Genomic DNA, 25,289 nt, shown 5'->3' with positions numbered 1-25,289 from the left:
GCGGCGGCGAACAGCCGCGTGACGTCTTCTTCCGTGTCCGGCTGCCGGCCGACCGTACGGCGCACGCCGGCCGGTCACCCGGCCCGGCGCGGGCAGCTCAGCCCGCCACCCTGGTGGTCAGCGACCAGGTCAGCAGCTCGATGACCGCCGGCGCATGGTCGACAAGGTAGAAATGCCCGCCGGTGAAGGTCCGCACCTCCACCTCGCCGGTGGTGTGCCGCCGCCAGTCGTCGGCTTCGGCGGCCGATACCACCGGGTCGTCCGCCCCGGTGAGGACGGTCACCGGGCAGTCCAGCACCGCGTCCGGCCGATGACGGTACGTCTCGATGGCCCGGTAGTCACTGCGGACGGCGGGCAGGATCAACTGAATCAGCTCCGGATCGGCCAGGGTGGCCGCATGGGTGCCGCTGAGCCGGCGCAGCTCGTCGATGATCTCGGCGTCGCTGAGTCGGTGGACCCGTTCGTCCCGGTAGCGCGACGGGGCCCGCCGGGCGGAGGCGAAGAGGCGCACCGGACCGGGCAGGCCGGCCTCACGCATCCGCACCGCGACCTCGTAGGCGACCACGGCACCCAGACTGTGGCCGAACAACGCGGTCGGCTGCTGTGGCGCGGCGGCCAGTGCCCCGAACACCTGGTCGGCCAGGTGGTGCAGATCGGCGACGTGGTCCTCGCGCCGCCGGTCCTGCCGTCCCGGGTACTGCACGGCGAGCACCTGCACGTGCGGGGCCAGCGCCCGGGACATCGGGAAGAAGAAGCTTGCCGACCCACCCGCGTGCGGTAGGCAGACCAGCCGTACCGCGTCCTCGGCGGCCGGGTGGAAGCGGCGCAGCCAGCGCGCCGCGTCGGCGGGGGATGAGGTCATGGACGGGACTCCTCTCGGGGAAGGGGACGCAGCTGGCCGCCGGCCGGGCCCGACGGCGGGCGCTGGTGTCACGGCCGCGCGGCGACGAGGCGGTGCCTGACCAACCGGTGCCGGTTCGGGTGGCCCGGCCCGGCCCGGTGTCGGGTCGGCGCGCCTGTCGTCGTTGGCGTCACGCGGGTCAGTGCGTCATCCGGCCCAGTTCGTTGTCGATCAGGTCGAAGATCTCGGCCGCCGAGGCGGACTCGATCCGGGTGCCGATTTCCGCGTCGCCGGTCATCGTCGGGCCGTCCGACCAGCGGGAGGCGATGTCGCGCAGGCGCGTCGCGACCGCCGCGCGTTCCCGGTCGTCGGGGCCGAGCGCGGCGAGGGCCGCCTCCAGCCGGTCGAGTTCGGCCATCGGTGACTCCGGCGTCGCCGCCGGGGTCAGCCGGGACAGCAGGTGCTCGGTGAGGGCCGCGAGGGTCGGATGGTCGAAGACCACTGTCGTGGGCAACCGGACGCCGGTCACCGCGCTCAGCCGGTGCCGCAACTCCACCGCCGTCATCGAGTCGAAGCCGAGATCCTGGAAGGACCGATCGGCGTCGAAGGTGGTGTTCGCCGGGTGGCCGAGCACGACGCCGACCCCGTTGCGCACCAGGTCCAGCACGGCCTGTCGCCGCTCGTCGCCGGACAGGTCGGCGAGGCGTTCGGCCAGCGGCGGTTCGCTGTCGCGGACCACGGCACTGGTACGCGTCCGAGCGGGCGCGTCCTGGGACGGGTCGACATTTGCCACGTCCGGCTGGGCGAACCGGTCCATCGGCACCGCGTGGAAGTCGATCGACTCCACTGTCACCACCGGCTGCCCCGTGCCGTCGGACAACACCAGTGCGGCAGTGTCCAGGTCGAGGAGGTCCATCCGCGCCTCGACGCTCACGGCGCCCGTCGCGTGCAGGCGGACCCCACGCCAGACGGCCGGCACCCGCACGGTGTCCGGTGACGGAGGCACCTCATCCAGCAGAGCCGTGTCCCACAGCAGCGGGTGCAGCCCGAAGCCCTCCGCCTCCTGGCGGAACTGCTCCGGCAGGTCGAGAGTCACGGGGCGACCGGACGACGGGGACGCGACCGCCGGTTCGGCGTCGTCGGCGACCAGCCGCCCCTGCGCGTAGTGCGCCCAGGCACCGCCCTGCCGGTCCGGTCGGGCGTGCAGGTGCACCGCTCGGGCGCCGTTCTCGTCGGCACCGTCGAGGCGGACCTGGATGATCATCGGGGTGTCCTCGCCGACGACCAGGGGGGCGGTGAGACTCAGGTCCCGCAGTACCGGGTAGCCGACCTCGTGCCCAGCGCGTAGCGCCGCGTCGACCAGCGCGGCTGCCGGCACCACCGCCGTGCCGGCGAGCGGGCCGGGGGTCAGCCAGGCCGTCGACCGCGCCACCAGACTGGTGGTGAACAGCACCTCGTCGCCTCCGGCCACCGGCACCATCGGGCCCAGCAGGGGATGCCCGGCGCCGGCGGGGACAGTCGCCCGGCTGGAGTCCAGCCAGTACCGTTCCCGCTGGAACGCGTACGTCGGCAGCGGCACCTGTTGCGCGCCGGAGAACAGCGGCGCCCACCGCACGGACTCGCCGTGGACGTACAGCGCGGCCAGCGCCGCCAGCACCGTCGGCACCTCCGCGCGGCCCGACCGCAGCGCCGGCACCACCACCTGCGGATCCGCTTCGAGGCTCTCCCCCACCAGTGCGCTGAGCACTCCGTCGGGGCCGATCTCCAGGAAGCGGGTCACGCCCTGGGTTTCGAGGTAGCGCACGCCGTCGTGGAACCGGACGGTCTCACGAACATGACGCACCCAGTACTCCGGTGAGCACAACTGCTCCCGCGTCGCCGCCACACCACTGACATTCGACACCACCGCAATCCGCGGCTCGTGGAACGTCAACCCAGCCACCACACCCCGGAACTCATCCAGGACCTCATCCATATGCGGCGAGTGGAACGCGTGACTGACCGGCAACCGCCGGACCTTACGACCCCGCTCCCGCCACCCCCGCGCCACCTGCTCCACCACATCCGCGTCACCGGAGAACACCACCGAACCCGGCCCGTTCACCGCCGCCACCACCACCCGACCCGAACACCCCGCCAACGACTCCAGCGCCTCCCGCTCCCCCGCCTGCACCGCCACCATCGCGCCACCCTCACGCGCACCCTGCATCAACCGACCCCGCGCCGCCACCAACCGACACGCATCCGGCAGATCCCACACCCCCGCCACAAACGCCGCCGTCACCTCACCAATCGAATGCCCCAACACCACATCCGGCACCACACCACAACTCTCAAACACCCGACACAACGCCACCTCAACCGCAAAAAGCGCCGCCTGCGTAAAACCAGTCTGATCCAACAACACCGAATCAGCCGAACCCACCGGCGCAAACAGAATCCCCACCAACGACCGACCCAACAACGGATCCAAGAACCCAACAACCTCATCCAACGCCCGAGCGAAAACCGGAACCCGCTCGTACAACTCACGCCCCATACCCAACCGCTGACTACCCTGCCCCGTAAACAAAAACGCACAACCACCACCAGTAGCAGCACCACCAGCAGCAGTCACCACCGACGACGACGACTCACCCCGCGCCAACGCCGCCAACCCCGCCAACAACTCCTCCCGACCCGACCCCAACACCACCGCCCGATCCTCCAACGACGCACGCCCCACCAGCGACGACGCCACCTCCACCACACCCAACCCCGGCCGCGCCCCCACAAACTCACCCAACCGAGCCGCCTGCCCCCGCAACCCCACCACCGAACGACCCGACACCACCCACGGCACCACACCACCCGAACCAAAAACCAACCCCGAACCCACACCACCATCCGAAACAGACCCCACCACCGGAGCCTGCTCCACAATCACATGCGCATTAGTCCCACTAATCCCAAACGACGACACCCCCACCCGACGAGGCCCACCCGAATCAGGCCACGACCGAGACTGCGTCAACAACCGCACCGCACCCGACGACCAATCCACATGCGGACTCGGCTCATCCACATGCAACGTCCGCGGCAACACACCATGCCGCAACGCCATCACCATCTTGATCACACCACCCACACCCGCCGCAGCCTGAGCATGACCAATATTCGACTTCAACGACCCCAACCACAGCGGCCGACCACTCGACCGACCCTGCCCATACGTCGCCAACAACGCCTGCGCCTCGATCGGATCACCCAACCGGGTCCCCGTCCCATGCGCCTCCACCGCGTCCACACTCGACGCGTCCACACCGGCCGCCGCCAGCGCCTGACGAATCACCCGCTGCTGCGACGGCCCGTTCGGCGCGGTGAGACCGTTCGACGCACCGTCCTGATTCACCGCCGAACCCCGCACCACCGCCAACACCCGACGCCCCTGCCGCACCGCATCCGACAGGCGCTGCACCAACAACAGGCCCACACCCTCGGACCAACCCGTCCCACCCGCCGAGGCGGCGAACGACCGACACCGACCATCAGCGGCCAAACCCCGCTGCCGAGAGAACTCGACGAACGTCTGCGGGGTGGCCATCACGGTGGCCCCGCCCGCCAGGGCGAGGTCACACTCGCCCTGGCGCAGGGCGTTGACCGCCAGGTGCAGGGCCACCAACGACGACGAACAGGCGGTGTCCACGGTCACCGCCGGCCCTTCCAGACCGAGGGTGTACGCGACCCGCCCGGAGGCGACGCTGCCGGCCGTGCCGCTGGCCAGGTAGCCCTCCAGCTCGGCGGGGATTCGGGCGAGCCCGCTGCCGTAGTCGTGGTACATGACGCCGGCGTACACGCCGGTGCGGCTGCCGCGCAGCCCTGTGGGGTCCAGCCCGGCGTCCTCGAACGCCTCCCAGGCGGTCTCCAACAGCAACCGCTGCTGCGGATCGGTCGCCAACGCCTCCCGCGGCGACATCCCGAAGAACTCCGCATCGAAACCGTCAGCATCATGCAGGAAGCCACCCTCCCGCGTGTACGACGTCCCCACCCGCTCCGGATCCGGGTCGTACAACGCCTCCAGATCCCACCCCCGATTCGTCGGAAAACCACTCACCGCATCCACACCACCCGCCACCAACTCCCACAACTCCTCCGGCGACGACACCCCACCCGGGAACCGACACGCCATCCCCACAATCGCGATCGGCTCGTCGACGGCGACGGCGGCGACGGACGGTGTAGGCGCTGGAACGGGCTCACCGGCGTCGACCGCCAGTTCGGCCGTCAGGTGACCGACCAGGTCGGCCGGGGTGGGGTGGTCGAAGACGAGGGTGCTGGGCAGCCGCAGCCCGGTGGCCGCGTTGAGCTGGTTGCGCAGCTCCACCGCGGTCAGCGAGTCGAAGCCGAGTTCCTGGAACGACCGGTCCGGTGCGATGCGATCGGCTCCGGTGTGCCCGAGGACCGCGGCGACCCGGCCGAACACCAGCTCACGCAGCAGCTGGTCGCGTTCGGCAGGCGACAGTCCGGCCAGCCGTCGGGCCAGCGGGACCCCGACGGCCGCCGCCGTGCGTCGCTTCGGCGGAAGCAGTCCCCGCACCAGGGGCGGCAGGGTCTCCTCCCGGGCAGCCAGGGCCGGCAGGTCCCACCGGGTCACGGCGAGCAGCGCCGCATCCGTGCCCAGTGCGGCGTCGAAGAGCCGCAGGGCGTCGGGGGTCGCCAGCGGTAGCAGGCCGTACCGGGCGACCCGCTTCAGGTCGGTCTCGTCGAGATGTCCGCTGATGCCGGTCGCCTGTTCCCACAAACCCCAGGCCAGCGACACGGCCGGTAGGCCGCCGGCCCGCCGGTGGTGCACCAGGGCGTCCAGGAAGGCGTTACCCCCTGCGTAGTTGGCCTGACCGGCGGCGCCGAGCAGCCCGGCAATCGACGAGTAGGCGACGAACGCCGACAGCGTCATGTCGCGGGTCAGCTCGTGCAGGTGCCAGGCCGCGTCGACCTTCGGCCGCAGCACCCTGCCGAGCTGCTCCGGGGTGAGTGCCTCGACGGTGGCGTCGTCGAGCACCCCGGCGGTGTGCACCACGGCCGTCAGCGGATGCTCGGCGGGGATCTGGGCCAGCACGCCGGCCAGCGCGGCACGGTCCGACACGTCGCAGGCCACCAGGTCGACCTCGGCTCCGAGTGCGGCCAGCTCCGCCCGCAGCTCCGCAGCGCCGGGCGCGGCTGCGCCCCGGCGGCTGGTCAGCAGGAGCCGGGTTACGCCGTGAGCGGTCACCAGGTGTCGGGCGAGCACCGCACCCAGGGCACCCGTGCCACCGGTGACCAGCACCGTGCCCTGCTCGTCCCACCGGTCGGCCCCGGGCTCGTCGGAGGCCGCGGCCCTGGTCAGGCGGGGCACGGACACGCGACCGGCGCGTACCGCCAATTGGGTCTCGCCCGCTGTCACCGCCGCGGCGACCGCCGCCAGGGGGACCGGCCACTCGTCCACGTCGACCAGCACGAACCGTTCGGGGTGCTCGGTCTGGGCCGTCCGCACCAGGCCCCACACGCCGGCGTGCACCAGGTCCAGTACGTCCTCGGTGGGTACGCCGATCGCGCGTCGGGTCGCCAGCACGAGGCGGGTGTCGGACAACCGGTCGTCGGCGAGCCAGTGCCTCAGCAGGTGCAGGGCGTCGGTGAGCGTCTCCCGGACGGCGGTGGGTACGTCGACCGTCGCGTCGTCGGCGCGGTCGAGCGCGACGACCACGGCCGCAGGTGCGGGTGCTGCGGCGAGCAGGGCGTCCACGGCTTCGATCGGGGCCGATGCCGACGGCAGGACCGCCCAGTCCGTCGGCTCGGTACCGTCGACCGGGAGGTCGGTCCAGCGCAGCTCGGCGAGGCCGTCACCGGCCGCGACACCGGCCGTCGGCAGGGCCTCACGGTTCAGTGGTCGCAGGAGCAGGTTGTCGACCTGCACGACCGGAACATCCCACTCATCCGCCACCGACAACGACACCGACAACGAATCACCATCAGCCGAACCCACCCCCAACCGCACCCTCAACGCCGACGCACCCGACCGACCAACCCACACCCCCGACCACGAAAACGGCAACCACGACCGACCCCCCACCTCCCCCACACCCGGCAACAACACATGCAACCCCGCATCCAACAACGCCGGATGCACCCCGAACGACCCCGCCGACGACCGCAACCCCTCCGGCAACACCACCTCCGCACACCACCCACCCGCAACCCGCCACAACCGACGCAACCCCCGAAACGCCGGCCCATACCCGTAACCCACCCCCACCAACCGCTCATACGCACCCACCACATCAACCTCCACCGCACCCACCGGAGGCCACTGCTCCCACCCCACACCCGACACCGAACCCACCACCCCCAACACACCCGAGGCGTGTTTGCGCCACGGATCGGCGTCGCCGGCGCGGGCGAAGACGTCGAAGGAGCGCCGGCCGGCGTCGTCTGGGGTGGCGACGGCGAGCTGAAGGGTGAGGCCGCCCTGCTCGGGGAGGACGATCGGGGTGGACACCGTCACCTCCTCGATGGTCTCGCAGCCGAGCCGCGCGCCGGCGTGCGCGACCATCTCCACCAGTGCGGTGGCCGGCAGCAGTGTCGCCCCGAGGATCAGGTGATCGGCCAGCCACTCCGGCGCGGTACGGGAGAGCCGACCGGTGTAGACGAACGTGCCGTCGGCGGCCAGTTCGACGGACGCGCCGAGCAGGGGGTGCCGGGTCGTCATCAGTCCGGCCGACTCGACATCTGCGGGCCGGGCCGAGGGCGTCAACCAGTACCGGCTCCGCTGGAAGGCGTACGTGGGCAGCTCGACCGGCCGGGCACCGGGGGTCAGCGCCGACCAGTCGACGGCGCTGCCGTGGGCGACGAGCGTGCCGACCCCGGCCATGAGCGTGCGTGCCTCGGGTCGGCCCGCGCGCAGCGCCGCGGCCGCGGCGAAGTCGCCGTCGCGCTCGGCGAGCACCTGGTTGACCAGGCCGGTCAGGACGGCGTCGGGTCCGATTTCGAGGAAGGTCGTGACGCCTTCCTCGGCGAGCACCCGGACGGCGTCGGCGAACCGTACGGGGCGGCGTACCTGCTTGACCCAGTAGTCGGGGTCGGCCCACACCTCGGCCGGTTCGAGGGCACCGGAGACCGTGGAAACCATCGGGAGCTGGGCCGGGGTGAAGGTCAGCTCCCGGACGACCTCGGCGAACCGCGCCATCATCGGTTCCATCAGCGGCGAGTGGAAGGCGTGGCTGACCGCCAGCCGGCGGATTCGGTGACCGCGCCCCGCCAGCGCGTCCGCCACCGCCGTCACGGCGGCGTCGGTGCCGGAGATGACCACCGAGGTGGGCCCGTTGACAGCGGCGAGGCCCACCTCGTCGGCGTGTTCGGCCAACAGCGGAAGCACCTCGGCCTCGGTGGCCTGCACCGCCATCATCACGCCGGTGGGGGGCAGCGCCTGCATCAGTCGTCCGCGGGCGGTCACCAGGGTCGCCGCGTCGGGCAACGACAGCACGCCGGCCACGTGGGCTGCCGCGATCTCCCCGACCGAGTGGCCGGCGAGCAGGTCGGCCCGCAGTCCCCACGAGGTGACCAGACGGTACAGCGCCACCTCCACCGCGAACAGGGCGGCCTGGGTGTAGACGGTCTGGTCCAGCAGCGCGGCGTCGGCGGTGGCCGGCTCGGCAAAGATGATCTCTCGTAGTGGCCGGTCGAGGCCGGCGTCGAGATGCGCGCAGACCTCGTCGAACGCACCGGCGAAGGCGGGGTACGACAGGTGCAGCTCCCGACCCATGCCGATCCGCTGCGCGCCCTGCCCGGTGAACAGGAAGGCGGTCCGGCCGGGTCGGGTGACGGTGGCGCGGAGCACGGCCGGGTCCGGGCCGTCCCCGGTAGCCAGTGCGCTCAGGCCGGCCAGCAGTTCGTCAGTGGTCGCACCGATGACGACGGCGCGGTACGGCAGCTTCGCGCGGCCGGTCGCCAGCGACCGGGCGATGTCGGCCGGGTCGACGTCAGTCCGTCGGGTCAGGACGTCGTGCAGCCTGTCGGCCTGGGCCCGCAGGGCGGTCTCGTCGTGTCCGGTCACCAGCCAGGGCAGCACGGGTGCGGCGTCGTCGTGGTGCGGCTCGGTGCCGTGGTGGGACGGCTCGGCTTCGGGTGCCTGTTCGAGGATCACGTGGGCGTTGGTTCCGCTGATGCCGAACGCGGACACCGCCGCTCGACGGGGGCCGTCCGTGTCGGACCACGGCTGGGCCTGCGTCAACAACCGCACCGCGCCGGACGACCAGTCGACGTGCGGTGTCGGCTCATCGACGTGCAGCGTCTGCGGCAACATGCCGTGCCGTATCGCCATCACCGTCTTGATCACACCGCCCACACCCGCCGCAGCCTGAGCATGACCAATATTCGACTTCAACGACCCCAGCCACAGCGGCCGATCAACCGACCGACCCTGCCCATACGTCGCCAACAACGCCTGCGCCTCGATCGGATCACCCAACCGAGTCCCCGTCCCATGCGCCTCCACCACGTCCACACTCGACGCGTCCACACCGGCCGCCGCCAGCGCCTGACGGATCACCCGCTGCTGCGACGGCCCGTTCGGCGCGGTGAGACCGTTCGACGCACCGTCCTGATTCACCGCCGAACCCCGCACCACCGCCAACACCCGACGCCCCTGCCGCACCGCATCCGACAGACGCTGCACCAACAACAGGCCCACACCCTCAGACCAACCCGTCCCACCCGCCGACCCGGCGAACGACCGACACCGACCATCGGCAGCCAGGCCCCGCTGCCGGGAGAACTCCAGGAACGCCATGGGTGTGGCCATCACCGTGGCGCCACCGGCCAGGGCGAGGTCACACTCGCCCCGGCGCAGGGCGTTCGCGGCCAGGTGCAGCGCTACCAACGACGAGGAACAGGCGGTGTCCACGGTCACCGCCGGCCCTTCCAGACCGAGGGTGTACGCGACCCGCCCGGAGGCGACGCTGCCGGCGCTGCCGCTGAACAGGTAACCCTCGAAGTCCTCGGCGGGTAGGTGGGGGCGTGATCCGTAGTCGTTGTACATGACGCCGGTGAAGACACCGGTGCGGCTGCCGCGCAGCGTGGCGGCGTCCAGCCCGGCGGCCTCCAGCGCCTCCCAGGCGGTCTCCAACAGCAACCGCTGCTGCGGATCGGTCGCCAACGCCTCCCGCGGCGACATCCCGAAGAACTCCGCATCGAAACCGTCAGCATCATGCAGGAAGCCACCCTCCCGCGTGTACGACGTCCCCACCCGCTCCGGATCCGGGTCGTACAACGCCTCCAGATCCCACCCCCGATTCGTCGGAAAACCACTCACCGCATCCACACCACCCGCCACCAACTCCCACAACTCCTCCGGCGACGACACCCCACCCGGGAACCGACACGCCATCCCCACAATCGCGACGGGCTCCTGCTCTTTCTCCTCGACCTCGCGCAGCCGTCGGCGCGCGTCGTGCGCGTCGGCGATGGCGCGCTTGAGGTATTCGCGAAGCTTGTCGCCGTCTGCCATTGTTTTCCGCTCCCCAGGATGACGAAGGTGTAGATGGGTCAGGCGATGTCGGGCCACAGCCGCGAAGAGACCCTGCTGGTTCAGTCGAACTTGTCGACGAGAGCGAAGAGCTCCTCGTCGCTGGCGGAGTCGAGGTCCGCCTCCACGGCCGACGCACGGGCCTGCTGGTGGTGGAGGTCCAACAGGCGGCGGAGTCGGTCGTCGATCTCGTTCCGAGTGGCCGCGTCCCACGCCCCGGAGCGGATCATCGTCTCCAGCCGGTCGAGATCGCCGAGGACCGGAACCTCGGTCGGCTCGTCGACAGCGAGCTGTTCACGCAGCAGGGCGGCCAGCGCCGCCGGAGTCGGATGGTCGAAGACGAGGGTGGTGGGCAGCCGCAGCCCGGTGGCCCTGTTGAGCTGGTTGCGCAACTCCACCGCGGTCAGCGAGTCGAAACCCAGCTCCTGGAAGGTCCGTTCCACCTCCACGTCGCCGAGGTCGGCATGCCCCAACACCGTCGCAACGCTGCTGCGGACCAGATCGACCAGGATGCGGTCCCGGTCCGCCGGGGCGGCGGCCAGCCGACGCGCCAGTGACGCGCTGTCCGCCGCCGGATCGGCCGCCCGCTGGGGAACCTGCACCAGGGCGCGGAGCAGTGGCGGCGGCTGCTCGCCCCGGGCCCGTAGCCCGCCCAGATCCAGCCGGGTCACCGCCAGGGCCGGCTCGGCCGCCGCCTGTGCGGCGTCGAAGAGGGCCATCGCGTCCGGCGACGACAACGGCAGCAGGCCGAAACGTGCCATTCGCTTCAGGTCCACGTCGGCCAGGTGGTCGGTGAGCCCGCTGGCCTGCTCCCACAGACCCCACGCGAGCGAGGTGCCCGGCAGCCCCTGGGCACGTCTGTGCTGGATCAGGGCGTCGAGGAAGGTGTTGCCTGCCGCGTAGTTGGCTTGACCCGCCGTACCCACCAACCCGGCGACCGAGGAGTAGACGACGAACGCCGAGAGGTCCCACCGGCGGGTCAGCTCGTGCAGGTGCCAGGCCGCGTCCACCTTGGGGCGGAGCACGGCGTCGAGGCGCTGCGGCGTCAGGTTCGGGACCAGACCGTCGTCCAGGAGGCCGGCGGTGTGCACCACGGCCGACAGGGGCTGCTCGTCGGGTATCGCGTCCAGGACCGCGGCGAGGGCGTCCCGGTCGGCCACGTCGCAGGCGACGATGTCGACGACCGCCCCCAACCCGACGAGTTCGTCGCGTAGGTCGTCGGCGCCCGGAGCGTCCGGGCCGCGTCGGCTCAGCAGCAACAGCCGCGACACCCCGTGTTCGGTGACCAGGTGGCGAGCCAGGACCCCGCCCAGGGCGCCGGTGGCACCGGTGATCAGGACAGTGCCCGCCCCCCAGTCCGGGGTGGGCGATTCGGTTGCGGTCGTCGCCGCCCGCTTCAGGCGGGGTACGGACACCGCACCGGCGCGTACCAGCAGTTGCGGTTCGCCGGTGGCGAGCGCGGCCGGCAGCACCGCGGCGGAGCGGGGATCGTCGTCGATGTCGGCGAGGACGAATCGGTCCGGCTGCTCGGTCTGCGCCGAGCGCACCAGGCCCCAGACGCCGGCGCCGGCCAGGTCCGTCGGGTCGGCACCCACCGCGCCCCGGGTCAGCACGACCAGCCGCGACCCACTCAGCCGCTCGTCGGCCAGCCAGGCCCGCAGGTGGTCGAGCACCTGCGAGGTGACGTGCCGGGCCCGTACCGGTAGCGGCCCGTCGTCGCCGACGGCCGCCAGCGCCACGACCTGGGCCGGGACCGCCGCGCCGGCGTCCATGGCCCGCAGCAGAGCAGCCACATCCGGGTACGAGGGTGCGGGTCCCGGCCACGGCGCCTCGCCGAGGACGGGCCAGGTCGCGATGTCGTCGGTGCTGGCGTCGACAGGTAGTTCCGTCCACTCGACGGCGAAGAGTCCGTCGAGCGCCGCGGCACCGGCCGTCAGCAGGGCCTCACGGTTCAGTGGTCGCAGGAGCAGGTTGTCGACCTGCACGACCGGAACATCCCACTCATCCGCCACCGACAACGACACCGACAACGAATCACCATCAGCCGAACCCACCCCCAACCGCACCCTCAACGCCGACGCACCCGACCGACCAACCCACACCCCCGACCACGAAAACGGCAACCACGACCGACCCCCCACCTCCCCCACACCCGGCAACAACACATGCAACCCCGCATCCAACAACGCCGGATGCACCCCGAACGACCCCGCCGACGACCGCAACCCCTCCGGCAACACCACCTCCGCACACCACCCACCCGCAACCCGCCACAACCGACGCAACCCCCGAAACGCCGGCCCATACCCGTAACCCACCCCCACCAACCGCTCATACGCACCCACCACATCAACCTCCACCGCACCCACCGGAGGCCACTGCTCCCACCCCACACCCGACACCGAACCCACCACCCCCAACACACCCGAGGCGTGCCGGGTCCAGGCACCGGCTTCGTCGGCGCTGTCCTGCGGCCGGGAGAGCACCTCCACGGTTCGGTGGTCCGCGTCGTCGGCGGCGCCGACCACGACCTGGACCGCCACGCCGCCCCGTTCGGGCAGCAGCAGCGGCGCGGCGAGGGTCAGCTCGACCACCTCGGGGGAGTTGATCTGCCGCCCTCCGGCGGTGACCAGTTCGAGCAGCAGGGTGCCCGGTGCCAGCACCGCGCCCGCGACGACGTGGTCGAGCAACCAGGGGTGGGTCTGCCGGGACAGCCGGCCGGAGAAGAGGTACTCGTCCCGGTCGGCCGGGCGCACCTTTGCCGCGAGCAGTGGGTGTGCGGTGGCGCTCAGACCCAGGCCCGTCGCGTCACCGATGACGGCCGGTCCGTCCAACCAGTACCGGTCCCGCTGGAACGCGTAGCTGGGCAGCTCGACGGGCTGGCCGGCGGGCAGCAGGGCCGTCCAGTCCACCGACGTGCCGCGCACGTGCAGGCGGGCCAGCGCGGTGAGGACCGTGGTGACCTCGGAACGCCCGGTGCGCAGCGCGGAGGTGAGCATCCCGGCTTCCGTGGTCAGGCACTCCTGGGCCAGTGCGGTCAGCACTCCGTCGGGGCCGATCTCCAGGAAGCGGGTCACGCCCTGGGTTTCGAGGTAGCGCACGCCGTCGTGGAACCGGACGGTCTCACGAACATGACGCACCCAGTACTCCGGTGAGCACAACTGCTCCCGCGTCGCCGCCACACCACTGACATTCGACACCACCGCAATCCGCGGCTCGTGGAACGTCAACCCAGCCACCACACCCCGGAACTCATCCAGGACCTCATCCATATGCGGCGAGTGGAACGCGTGACTGACCGGCAACCGCCGGACCTTACGACCCCGCTCCCGCCACCCCCGCGCCACCTGCTCCACCACATCCGCGTCACCGGAGAACACCACCGAACCCGGCCCGTTCACCGCCGCCACCACCACCCGACCCGAACACCCCGCCAACGACTCCAGCGCCTCCCGCTCCCCCGCCTGCACCGCCACCATCGCGCCACCCTCACGCGCACCCTGCATCAACCGACCCCGCGCCGCCACCAACCGACACGCATCCGGCAGATCCCACACCCCCGCCACAAACGCCGCCGTCACCTCACCAATCGAATGCCCCAACACCACATCCGGCACCACACCACAACTCTCAAACACCCGACACAACGCCACCTCAACCGCAAAAAGCGCCGCCTGCGTAAAACCAGTCTGATCCAACAACACCGAATCAGCCGAACCCACCGGCGCAAACAGAATCCCCACCAACGACCGACCCAACAACGGATCCAAGAACCCAACAACCTCATCCAACGCCCGAGCGAAAACCGGAACCCGCTCGTACAACTCACGCCCCATACCCAACCGCTGACTACCCTGCCCCGTAAACAAAAACGCACAACCACCACCAGTAGCAGCACCACCAGCAGCAGTCACCACCGACGACGACGACTCACCCCGCGCCAACGCCGCCAACCCCGCCAACAACTCCTCCCGACCCGACCCCAACACCACCGCCCGATCCTCCAACGACGCACGCCCCACCAGCGACGACGCCACCTCCACCACACCCAACCCCGGCCGCGCCCCCACAAACTCACCCAACCGAGCCGCCTGCCCCCGCAACCCCACCACCGAACGACCCGACACCACCCACGGCACCACACCACCCGAACCAAAAACCAACCCCGAACCCACACCACCATCCGAAACAGACCCCACCACCGGAGCCTGCTCCACAATCACATGCGCATTAGTCCCACTAATCCCAAACGACGACACCCCCACCCGACGAGGCCCACCCGAATCAGGCCACGACCGAGACTGCGTCAACAACCGCACCGCACCCGACGACCAATCCACATGCGGACTCGGCTCATCCACATGCAACGTCCGCGGCAACACACCATGCCGCAACGCCATCACCATCTTGATCACACCACCCACACCCGCCGCAGCCTGAGCATGACCAATATTCGACTTCAACGACCCCAACCACAGCGGCCGACCACTCGACCGACCCTGCCCATACGTCGCCAACAACGCCTGCGCCTCGATCGGATCACCCAACCGGGTCCCCGTCCCATGCGCCTCCACCGCGTCGACCTCGGCGGGATCGACCCCCGCCTCCGCCAAAGCACGCCGGATCACCCGCTCCTGCGACGGTCCACTGGGCGCGGTGAGACCGTTGGACGCGCCGTCCTGGTTGACCGCCGAGCCCCGCACGACCGCCAACACCCGACGTCCCTGCCGCAGGGCATCCGACAGGCGCTGCACCAACAACAGGCCCACACCCTCGGACCAACCCGTCCCACCCGCCGAGGCGGCGAACGACCGACACCGACCATCAGCGGCCAAACCCCGCTGCCGGGAGAACTCGACGAAGGTGCTGGGTCCCGCCATCACCGTCACCCCGCCGGCCAGCACCAGGTCGCTCTCGCCCCGGCGCAGGGCGCCCGCGGCCAGGTGCAGCGCCACCAACGACGACGAACAGGCGGTGTCCACGGTCACCGCCGGGCCCTCCAGTCCGTAGGTATAGGCCAGCCGGCCGGAGAGGACGCTGGAGGTGTTGCCGGCCAGCAGGAATCCCTCGTACTCGTCGGGCACCTGGGGCAGTCGTGCGGCGTAGTCGTCGTACATCGCGCCCACGAAGACCCCGGTGTTGCTGCCTCGGAGAGTCGTCGGGTCGATCCCGGCGCTCTCGAAGGTCTCCCAGGCGGTCTCCAGCAGTAGCCGCTGCTGCGGGTCGGTGGCCGTGGCCTCTCGCGGTGACATCCCGAAGAACTGCCTGTCGAACAGGTCAGCGTCGTGCAGGAAGCCACCCTCCCGCGTGTACGACGTCCCCACCCGCTCCGGATCCGGGTCGTACAACGCCTCCAGATCCCACCCCCGATTCGTCGGAAAACCACTCACCGCATCCACACCACCCGCCACCAACTCCCACAACTCCTCCGGCGACGACACCCCACCCGGGAACCGACACGCCATCCCCACAATCGCGATCGGCTCGTCGACGGCGACGGTGCGTCGGGTAGGTCGCTGCCGGGTCTCGTCGGTGCCCTCGACCTGGCTGAGCAGGTAGGCGGTCATGGCGGTCGGGGACGAGTGGTCGAACACCGCGGTGGCGGGCAGTCGCAGGCCGGTCGCCGCGTTGAGCCGGTTGCGCAACTCCACGGCCCCCAACGAGTCCAGGCCGGCGTCGCGGAAGGCCCGGTCGGTTTCGACGCCGGTGGGCGAAGCGTGACCGAGCACCGTCGCCGTCAGGGTGCGCACCAGGTCGAGCACGGTCTGACGTCGTTGTTCGGCGGGGAGCGCGGTGATCTGGCGGGCCCAGTCCGTTGTGGCGCCCGAGGTGCCGTCCTGGCTCGTGCGGCGGGCACGGCGGCGGACGAGTCCGCGCAGCGGTGGCGGCGGCGATTCGTCGTCGCGCAGTCGGGCCAGGTCGACCGCCGCCGGCACCAGCAGCGGCGTGGTGTCGGCCAGAGCGGTGTCGAACAGAGCGAGGCCGTGCTCGGGGGTCAGGGGCAGGACGCCGCCGCGCGCCCAGCGGGCCAGGTCGGCTGTGGACAGGGTGGCACCCATGCCATGGCTGCCGTCCCACAGTCCCCAGGCGAGCGAGGTGCCCGGCAGCCCCGCGGCGCGGCGGTGCGCGGCCAGCGCGTCCAGGAAGGTGTTCGCCGCGGCGTAGTTGCCCTGACCCGCCGTGCCGAGGATCCCGGAGATCGACGAGAACAGCACGAACGCGCTCAGTGGCAGGTCGCGGGTCAACTCGTGCAGGTGCCACGCGCCGTCGACCTTCGGCCGCAGCACCCTGCCGAGCTGCTCCGGGGTGAGTGCCTCGACGGTGGCGTCGTCGAGCACCCCGGCGGTGTGCACCACGGCCGTCAGCGGATGCTCGGTGGGAATCTGGGCCAGCACGCCGGCCAGCACGGCACGGTCCGCGGTGTCCGCCGCGGCCACTGTGACCGAGGCGCCCCGCTCCTCGAGATCGGACACCACGGCGTCGACACCCGGGCTGTCCGGGCCGCGCCGGCTGGTGAGCAGCACGTGTCGTACCCCGTGGCGGGCCACCAGGTGCCGGGCCAGCAGCGCGCCGAGGCCGCCGGTGCCGCCGGTGACCAGCACGGTGCCGTCGGGGTCGAGGGTGCCCGGCGTGCCGCCGGCCGCCGGTTCGCGGCGGGCCAGCCGGGGCACGCGCAGGTGTCCGTCACGTACCGCCAGCTGCGCCTCGCCGCTGGCGACGACGGCCGGGAGCAGGTCGACGTCGGCTCCGTCCGGTAGGTCGACGAGCACCAGCCGGCCGGGGTGCTCGGACTGCACCACCCGCAGCAGACCCCAGAGCGCCGCGTGGGCCAGGTCGCGTACCCCCTCGGTGGGGCCGGCGGCCACCGCACCGCAGGTGGCGATCACCAGGCGGCAGCCGCCCCGGTCCTGCGCCAACCAGCGTTGAACCAGGTCCAGGGCCCGCCGGGTGGCTGCGTGCACGTCGGCGGGAACGTCACCGACGCCGGAGTACGCGCGCACCAGGGCGACGTCGGCTCCGTCGGCCTCGCTCAGCTCGTCGTCGGTGACCTCGACCCATCGCAGGTCGGGTGGAGTCGGTGTGGTGATCTGTGGCCAGTCGACGGTGAACAGGTCGTTGTGCCCGCCTCTCGGGCGTACGGTGCTGCCGCGTCGTACCGGACGCAGCGACAGGGAACCCACGGTGGCCACCGGCGCCCCGGTGCCGTCGGCGAGGGTGAGCGAGACCGCGTCGGTGCCGACCGGGGCGAGCCTGGCCCGGAGTTCGGTGGCTCCCACTGCCTGCACCTCGGCGGCGGACCAGGCGAAGGGCAGCCGGATCTCGTCGTCACCGGCGTCCCCCACCAGGTCGAGCACCAGCGGGTGCAGCACGGCGTCCAGCAGCGCGGGATGGATGCCGAAGTGGCCGGCGGCCTCGTGGTGCTCCTCGGGCAGGCGGACGTGCACCAGGAGGTCACCGTCGAGGCGCCAGGCGGCCGTGAGGCAGCGGAACACCGGGCCGTAGTCGTAGCCCGATGCGGCCAGTCGGGGATAGACGTCGGTGAGCGGGACGGGTTCCGCGCCGGCCGGTGGCCACTGCGGTGCTACCGGTGCCTGCCCGAGCGGGTCGGCCACCGCCGTCAGGGCCCCGGCGGCGTGCCGGGTCCAGGGCTGCGGTTGGTCGCCGCTGTCGGGACGGGAGTGCACGGTGAACGGGCGGGTGCCGTCGGCGTCGGCGGCGCCGACGCGGATCTGGAGGCGAACGGCCGTGTCGTCCGGCAGGACCAGCGGCGTCTCCAGGGTCAACTCCTCGACCCGTGGACAGCCGGCCCGGTCTCCGGCGGCAAGCGCGAGTTCGAGCATCGCCGTTGCCGGGAGTAGCACCTCGCCGTCGATGGCGTGGTCGGCGAGCCACGGGTGGGTGTGCGGGGACAGCAGGCTGGTGAGCACTGTCTCGTCGCGGTCGGCCAGCTCGACGGCGGTACTGAGCAGCGGGTGGCTGGCCGGGTCGAGACCGAGGCCGCGCGCGTCCGTACGGGTCTGCGGCACCAGCCAGTAGTGCTCGCGTTGGAACGGGTAGGTGGGCAGGTCCACCACCGGGGCGTCGGGGAGGAATGCGGCGACGTCGACCGTCGCGCCGCAGGCGTGGGCCTGCGCCAGCCCGGTGACGAAGGTGTCCGCCTCCGGCCGGCCGGCCCGCAGCAGGCCGATCACTGTTGCCGGGTCGTCGCCGAGCGTGTCACGGGCCATGGCGGTGAGAACCGTGTCGGGGCCCACCTCGATCAGGACAGTGCTGCCCTGCGCGCGGAGCGCCAACACCGCGTCGTGGAACCGTACGGTGCCCCGAAGTTGGCGAACCCAGTGGTCGGCGGAGGCGAGCACCTCGCCGGTGACCGGCGCGCCGGTCCGGGTCGACACCACCGGCACCTGCGGCGGCCGGACGGTAAGCCCCGCGGCGACCTGCCGGAACTCCTCCAACACCGGGTCCATGTGCGCGGAGTGGAAGGCGTGGCTGACCGACAGGCGGCGGATCCGCCGCCCCCGGTCCCGCCAACCGGCGGCGACCTGTTCGACGGCGTCCTCGTCGCCGGAGACGACCACCGACGAGGGACCGTTGACAGCGGCGAGGGCGACGCGGTCGCCGAAGCCGTCCAGCGACTCGGCGACCTCGCGCTCGGCGGCCTGGATCGCGATCATCGCGCCGCCCGCGGGTGCCGCCTGCATCAGACGGCCCCGGGCCGCGACCAACGCGGCGGCGTCGGGCAGGGCGAGCGCACCGGCCACGTGCACCGCGGCCAGTTCACCGACCGAGTGACCGGCGACCAGGTCCGGCGTCAGCCCGTACCGTTCGGCCAACCGGAACAGCGCCACCTCGACGGCGAACAACGCCGGCTGGGTGTAGCGGGTCTCGTCGAGCAGGGCAGCCTCGGCCGAGCCGTCCGGGGCGAACAGCAGATCACGCAGCGGACGGTCGAGGTGCGGGTCGAGCGCGGCCACGACGTCGTCCAGGGCGGTGGCGAACGCCGGGAAGGCCTCCGCGAGTTCCCGGCCCATGCCCGGACGTTGCGCCCCCTGACCGGTGAAGAGCAGGGCGGTACGGCCGGCCCGGCTGGCGTCGCCGTACACGACGTGCGGGGTCGCGGTGCCGTGTGCCAACGCCTCCAGCCCGGCCCGGAGGTCGGTGCTCCGCCTACCCAGGACGACGGCGCGCCGGTCGAACCGGTCACGGGTGGTGGCCAGCGAACGGCCCACCTCTGCCGGCCGCAGGTCGGGTCGGTCGGCAAGCAGGTCGAACAGCCGGCCGGCCTGGGCCCGCAGCGCCTGATCGTCCCGGGCGGAGAGCACCCAGGGAACCGGTGCGGGCGGCGGCGGGTCGGTCGACGGGCCGGCGGCGACCTCGACCAGCTCGGCCGTGCCGTCCACCCGTTCCTCGACTGCCTGTTCGAGGATGACGTGGGCGTTGGTGCCGCTGATGCCGAAGGAGGAGACCGCGGCGCGGCGGGGCCCTTCCCGCGAGGGCCACGGCACCGGCTCGGTGACCAGCGACACGGTTCCCGCCGACCAGTCCACGCGGGGTGACGGCTGCTCGGCGTGCAGGGTCCGGGGCACCAACCCGTACCGCATGGCCTGCACCATTTTGATGACGCCGCCGACGCCGGCGGCGGCCTGGGCGTGGCCGATGTTGGACTTGAGCGATCCGAGCAGGACCGGCCCGGCGTCCGCCCGGTCGCTCCCGTAGGTGGCGATGATCGCCTCGGCCTCGATCGGGTCCCCCAGCGTGGTGCCGGTGCCGTGAGCCTCGACCACGTCCACCTCGGAGGGCGCGATCCGGGCGTCGGCCAGCGCCTGGCGGATCACCCGTTGTTGGGACAGGCCATTGGGTGCGGTGAGCCCGTTGGAGGCGCCGTCCTGGTTGGTCGCGGAGCCGCGCAGCACCGCCAGGACCCGGTGACCGTTACGCCGGGCGTCGGACAGCCGTTCCAGCACCAGCAGGCCCACCCCCTCGGACCAGCCGGTCCCGTCGGCGGTGGCGGCGAAGGGCTTGCACCGACCGTCCGGGGCCAGCCCTCGCTGCCGGGAGAACTCGAGGAACATCCCGGGGGTGGCCATCACCGTCACCCCGCCGGCGATGGCCAACGTGGTCTCGCCCTGGCGCAGGGACCGGGCGGCCAGGTGCAGGGCCACCAGCGACGAGGAGCAGGCGGTGTCCACAGTGACGGCGGGGCCGATCAGGCCCAGCTGGTAGGCGATCCGGCCGGACATGACGCTGGGTGCCCCGCCGGTCAGCAGGTGACCCTCGACGGCCTCCGACGCGTCGTGCATCCGGGGGCCGTAGTCCAGCCCGGTGGCACCGACGAAGATGCCGGTGCGGGTGCCGGCCAGGGACCCGGGCCGCAACCCGGCCCGCTCCACCGCCTCCCAGGCGGTCTCCAACAGCAATCGTTGCTGTGGGTCCATGCCCAGCGCCTCGCGCGGCGAGATGCCGAAGAAGCCGGCATCGAACCGGCCCGCGTCGTGCAGGAAACCGCCGTGGCGTACGTAGCTGTGCCCGGAGCGGGCCGGGTCGCTGTCGTACAGGTCCTCCGGCCAGCCCCGGTCGGTGGGAAACCGGGTGATGGCGTCGACGCCCTCGGCGACCAGCCGCCACAGTTCCTCGGGGTCGGTGACCCCGCCGGGATAACGGCAGGCCATACCGATGATGGCGACCGGCTCGTCGGCGGGTCCGCCCGGCTGCGGGGTGGCCGCGAGGTCGGCCGTCGAGCCGCCGTCGAGCCTCCGGTGCAGGTGCACGGCGAGAGCCGACGGCGTCGGATGGTCGAACAGCAGCCCGCTGGGCAGCACCAGGCCGGTGGCGCCACTGAGCCGTTCGCGCAGCTCCACGAGCATCAGGGAGTCGAAGCCGAGTTCCCGGAACGGGAGGCCGACCTCCACCGGCCGGTCCGGTGGGTACTCCAGCACGGCGGCGACGTGTTCGGTGACCAGCTCCGCGACCAGGTGGGCACCGTCCGTCCCGGGCCGTGCGGCCAGGCGCGCGGCCAACTCCCCACCGGCGGGCACGCTGCCGCTCGGCGCCGCCGCGGTCCCGGTGACGTCCGCCGGATGGTCCGGGTCGGGATCCGGGTTGGTGCTGGTGACCGGCGCCTGGGCGGGCGTGGCGTCCGGGAGCCAGTAGCGCTCCCGCTGGAAGGGGTACGTGGGCAGGTCGACGTGCCGGGCGCCGCTGCCGGCGTACAGGGCGGTCCAGTCGACCGGCACACCTCTGACGAATACCGAGGCCACCGCCGACAGCACCGACTCGACCTCCGGCCGGCCCGCGCGCAGGGTGGCTGTCGCCGCTACCGCCGTCGGGTCCGCCAGGGTCTCCCGCACCAGGCCCGTCAGCACCCCGGCCGGGCCCACCTCGACGTAACCGGACACCTCCTGCGCGCTGAGGGTGCGCACCGCGTCGGCGAACCGCACCGGCCGGCGTACCTGCTCGACCCAGTAGTCGGCTGACGCCCAGCGGTCGTCGTCGACCAGGGCGCCAGTGACGGTGGAGACGATCGGCAGCGACGGTGGGTTGCACCGCAGGCCCGACACCACCTCGGCGAACCGGTCGAGCATCGGCTCCATCAGCGGAGAGTGGAAGGCGTGCGAGACGGTCAGGCGACGGACCTTCCAGCCCTTCGACTCGCAGGAGGCCACCACGGCGTCGACGCCGGTCTCGGCACCCGAGACCACCACCGACGTCGGGGAGTTGACCGCCGCCAGCGCGACGGTGTCCCCGCCCAGCTCCACCAGGCCCGCGACGTCGCGCTCCGTCGCCTGGACGGCGGCCATCGCACCGCCCGCCGGCAGAGCCGCCATCAACGCTCCCCGGGCGACCACCAGCCGGACGGCGTCGGGAAGGCTGAAGACGCCCGCCACGTACGCCGCGGCGATCTCACCGATCGAGTGACCGGCAACCACGTCGGGCCGTACCCCCCAGGAGTCGAGGAGCCGGACCAGCGCGGCCTCGATCGCGAAGGTGGCGATCTGGGTGTAGTCCGTGCGGTCGAGCAGCGCCGCGTCGGTGGAGCCCGGGTCGGCGAAGAGCACCTGGCGCAGGCTCCGGTCGAGCAGCGGATCGGCCAACCGGCACACGTCGTCGAGGGCGTCGGCGAAGACCGGGTACGCCCGGTGCAGTTCCCGCCCCATGCCGGCCCGCTGGGCTCCCTGGCCGGTGAACAGGAAGGCGCTGCGGCCGGACGGCAGGGTGACCGCGCCGGTGACCGAACCGGCGGCGGGGCGGCCGTCGGCGAGGGCGTCGAGGGCGGTGAGCAGGCTGGACCGGTCGCGGCCGGTCACCACCGCCCGGTTGATGAACGACGACCGGTGCAACAGCGACCAACCGACGTCGGCCGGGCTGGGCAGCGGATCGGTCCGGAGCCGGGCGGACAGACGGCGTGCCTGCTCCCGCAGGGCGGCGGCGTTCCGGGCGGTGAGCACCCAGGGCACCACCTCGAGCGCGCCCGACCGTTGGGCCGTCGACTGCGGCGCGTGCCGGCGATGGCCGGTGACCGGGCTCTCGGCGAGCACGACGTGGCAGTTGGTGCCGCCCATCCCGAAGGAGCTGACCCCGGCGAGCAGCGGCAGGTCCGGCTGCGGCCAGGCGGTCAACTCCCGCTGCACGTCGAGGTTGAGCCGGTCGAGCGGGATGCGCGGGTTGGGGGTGGCGAAGTTCAGGCTGGGAGGAAGCTGGCGCCGCCCAATGGCCAACAGAACCTTCACCAGGCCGACCAGGCCGGCCGCGCCTTCGAGGTGACCGATGTTGGTCTTCACCGAGCCGACCGGCAGTGGTCCGGCGGAGCGGGCGGAGCCGATGACGGCACCGAGCGCGGCGGCCTCGACGGGATCGCCCACCGGGGTTCCCGTCCCGTGCAGCTCCACGTACTGCACGTCCGCCGGGTCGACACCGGCCCGCCGGTACGCCTGCCGCAGGACCTGCTCCTGGGCCTGCTGGCTCGGTTGGGTGAGGCCGGCGGTGGTGCCGTCGTTGTTGACCGCGCTGCCCAGAATCACCGCGTGGATCCGGTCGTTGTCGGCGATCGCCAGTTCGAGGGGTTTCAGCACGACGACGGCACCGCCCTCACCCCGGACGTAGCCGTCGGCCCGGGCGTCGAAGGTGAAGCAACGGCCCGACGGGGACAGCCCACCGAAGCGCTCGGCGCTGAGGGCGCCCTCGGCGAGAAGGTTGAGGTTGACCCCGGCGACGATGGCGGCGGTGGACTGCCCCGACCGCAGGGCCTCGCCGGCCAGGTGCACCGCCACCAGCGAGGACGACTGCGCACTGTCGACGGTCAGACTGGCGCCCTGCAGGCCGAGGGCGTACGACACCCGGTTGGCGATGATGCCCCGGTGCAGGCCGACGGCGGTGTGCTGGGTGATGGCCCGGTCGCCGCGCTGGTAGAGCAGGGTGGCGTAGTCGTCGCGCAGACTGCCCACGAAGACGGAGGTGGGGGTGCCGCGCAGCAACTCCGGGGCGATGCCGGCGTCCTCCAGTGCCTCCCACGTCAACTCGAGCACGAGGCGCTGCTGTGGGTCCATGGTGACGGCTTCGCGCGGCGAGATGCCGAAGAACGCCGCATCGAAGGTGTCGACCTCGTCGAGGCAGCCGCCGTGGCGGGCGCCTGAGGTGGGGCCGAAGAGAGCGTCGGGGGTCGCGCCGGAGGCAAGTTCCCAGCGATGTGCGGGCATCGGCGCCACGGCATCGACGCCGCGGTGGAGGAGGTCCCAGAACGCCTCGAGGTTTGGTGCCTTCGGCAGCCGGCAGGACATCCCGACGACCGCGATCGCCCCGTCGGAACCGTTGGGTACCCCGGGGGGCGTAGCACCGTACTCACTCGTCATCGCGTTCGATCGCCTTTCTGGCTGGGTCCTCGGGTCATCGGTTCCAGCCCGGCCGGCCGGCGCTCCGGGGCCGGACGGTGCGGGAACGGCTGGTCGATGACCAGGTGGGTGGGCAGTGGGCCGGGGGATCCGCGTTCGCCGCAGGGCGGGCCGGCACGTCGGGTCGCGGCACCTGCCGGCCCGCGCCGGGTGCTATCCCGCGCGCCGGGGCGCGGGTTGGAATCCGCCGTCGAAGAACAGCAGTCCGGGATGGTCCGGGCCACGGCCGGCGGCCAGCACGGACCCGACGATGATCGAGTGGTCGCCACCGTCGTAGGACTGGACGATCTCGCATTCGAGCCAGGCCAACGCGCCGGCCAGCAGTGGCGCGCCGCTGTGTTCACCGGCGCGCCAGCTCACCCCTTCGAACTGCGCCGCACCCAACGGTCTGCTCTTGTCGGCGAAGTAGCGGGCCAGATCGGCCTGATCAGCACCCATCACCGAGACCCCGAACAGACCTGCGGCCGTGATGGCGGCGTGCATCACCGCGGTGTGCGAGACGCAGCACAGGACCTGAGGCGGTCGCAACGAGACCGAGGTGAAGGCGTTGGCGGTCATCCCGTGCACGTGCTCACCCCCCACGCTGAGCAGGACCACTCCGGTGGCGAACTGGGCCATCACGTCGCGCATCGAGGTGGCGGTGGCGCCCGGCAGCTCCGGCGGTGACGAATCCTGCCCGGCAAGGACATCAGCTGATTTCCCGGAAAAAGACATCGCGTCCTCTCGTCCACTCATGTCTCGCCGTGCGGTGGTGCACCGCGGCAAGGGCGCGTGCGGGCAGCACGTGACGCCCGGCTCTTCGGCCCGGCTTCGGTGAGTTGGCGCTTCTGTAGCGCCCGGCAGATCTGTGCCGGAATCGACGAATCACCCTGGCCACTCCGACGTTAGTCCACAGTGGCTCCCGTTCCCCCATTCCGACGTAATCAAGGAGGAACAACGGTGAAGCATGATCAGTTAGTGGACGATTACCCGCGCTTTTCCCGACCCGCTGCGCGGATTGGCGTCAACGATCTGGGAGCCGGACTAT

At 71.8% G+C, this 25,289-nt stretch carries 3 protein-coding genes and 1 pseudogene; all 4 read right to left on the bottom strand.

Annotated elements, in window-relative coordinates:
- Window positions 1-97: 97 nt before the first annotated feature.
- The 4 genes and pseudogenes from O3438_RS01290 to O3438_RS01275 all read right to left on the bottom strand — a co-directional run bounded on the left by O3438_RS01290 (window position 98) and on the right by O3438_RS01275 (window position 24,892).
- Window positions 98-862: a thioesterase II family protein gene (locus tag O3438_RS01290; RefSeq protein WP_269678138.1), complete on the bottom strand. Its 765-nt coding sequence runs from the start codon at window positions 860-862 to the stop codon at window positions 98-100.
- Between the two features lie 448 nt (window positions 863-1,310).
- Window positions 1,311-10,340, bottom strand: a pseudogene (locus O3438_RS01285) (type I polyketide synthase); the annotation flags it as partial.
- A gap of 98 nt (window positions 10,341-10,438) precedes the next feature.
- Complete coding sequence (locus O3438_RS01280) at window positions 10,439-24,223, bottom strand: type I polyketide synthase (protein ID WP_269678136.1); 13,785 nt, start codon at window positions 24,221-24,223, stop codon at window positions 10,439-10,441.
- Between the two features lie 192 nt (window positions 24,224-24,415).
- On the bottom strand, window positions 24,416-24,892 hold the full coding sequence (locus tag O3438_RS01275) for a flavin reductase family protein (RefSeq protein WP_442929691.1): 477 nt from the start codon (window positions 24,890-24,892) through the stop codon (window positions 24,416-24,418).
- Window positions 24,893-25,289 lie beyond the last annotated feature (397 nt).

This window comes from Micromonospora sp. WMMC250 (assembly GCF_027460215.1).
In the GTDB taxonomy this organism is placed as follows: domain Bacteria; phylum Actinomycetota; class Actinomycetes; order Mycobacteriales; family Micromonosporaceae; genus Micromonospora; species Micromonospora taraxaci.
The sequence above is the reverse complement of the archived record's forward strand: the minus strand, read 5'-3'. Positions and strand labels throughout refer to the sequence as shown.